This window comes from Mesorhizobium sp. M7A.F.Ca.CA.002.09.1.1, from assembly GCF_003998555.1.
In the GTDB taxonomy this organism is placed as follows: domain Bacteria; phylum Pseudomonadota; class Alphaproteobacteria; order Rhizobiales; family Rhizobiaceae; genus Mesorhizobium; species Mesorhizobium ciceri.
The window spans coordinates 1-759 of the sequence record NZ_RZRR01001444.1; the positions used below are offsets into that span (position 1 = coordinate 1).

Annotated in this window: 2 protein-coding genes; both read right to left on the reverse strand. The window is 65.2% G+C overall.

The annotated features are described in order from the left end of the window. Positions 1–254: protease modulator HflK N-terminal domain-containing protein (locus tag EN994_RS33880; protein ID WP_206520856.1), on the reverse strand; the 254-nt coding region annotated here is incomplete at its 3' end. Positions 255–423: 169 nt separating this feature from the next. Further along, on the reverse strand, positions 424–759 hold a 336-nt coding region (locus EN994_RS33885; RefSeq protein WP_164746547.1), incomplete at its 5' end, for a dihydrofolate reductase.

Sequence of the window (759 nt, forward strand, 5' to 3'; positions counted from 1 at the left end):
GTGTAAACCGCCTTGAACGCCCACAGCACCACAAGTGCAGCCGCGATCAGCGCGAAGATAGCCGGGCTCGCGCCGCCGCCGCCCGGAAGAGCGCGCCGCAGCCGGTCCTGGCCGCGGCGGATGATGTCTTCTAGATCGGGAGGCGAGCCCTGCGGCCCGCTCGGTCCTTTTGGACCCTGCCCCCAGGGTCCCTGATTGTTGCCGCCGCCACCCCATGGGCCGCCGCCACCGCCGCTTTTGTCGTTCCAGGGCATGAATGTCCTTTCGCTTGGAATTCCCTCAAGCGCCGGCATTACGGCGCAAAATCCAGTATTGTTCTTCTATAGGCACGCCACGGGGCGCTTTCAACGCGATGCGCTTCCGACTTCGTCCGATTTGGTCCAGTCGCGACCCTTTGTCTTCCTTCAATGGCTCTTTTTTCGTTCAATGTCTCTCGCGACGCCGCTCGTAAACCGAATAGCGCGTCGGGTGGCTGTCCTTTTCCCCGGCTGGGACGTCCTGCGAGCTGACAATGCGCCAGGAATCGGGATCGATCGGCGGGAAATGCGCGTCGCCGTCGACCGCTGCCAGCACATGGGTGACGTGCAGCCGGTCGGCCAGCAGCATGGCCTGGGCATAGATTTCGCCGCCGCCGATGACGCACACCTCGTCGACATCGGCCATGCCGCGCCCGCGCACCGTCGCCAGCTGGATCGCGGCTTCGAGCGAATGTGCCACCTCGACGCCCTCGGCGCGCCAGGTCTCGTCGCGGGTCACGAC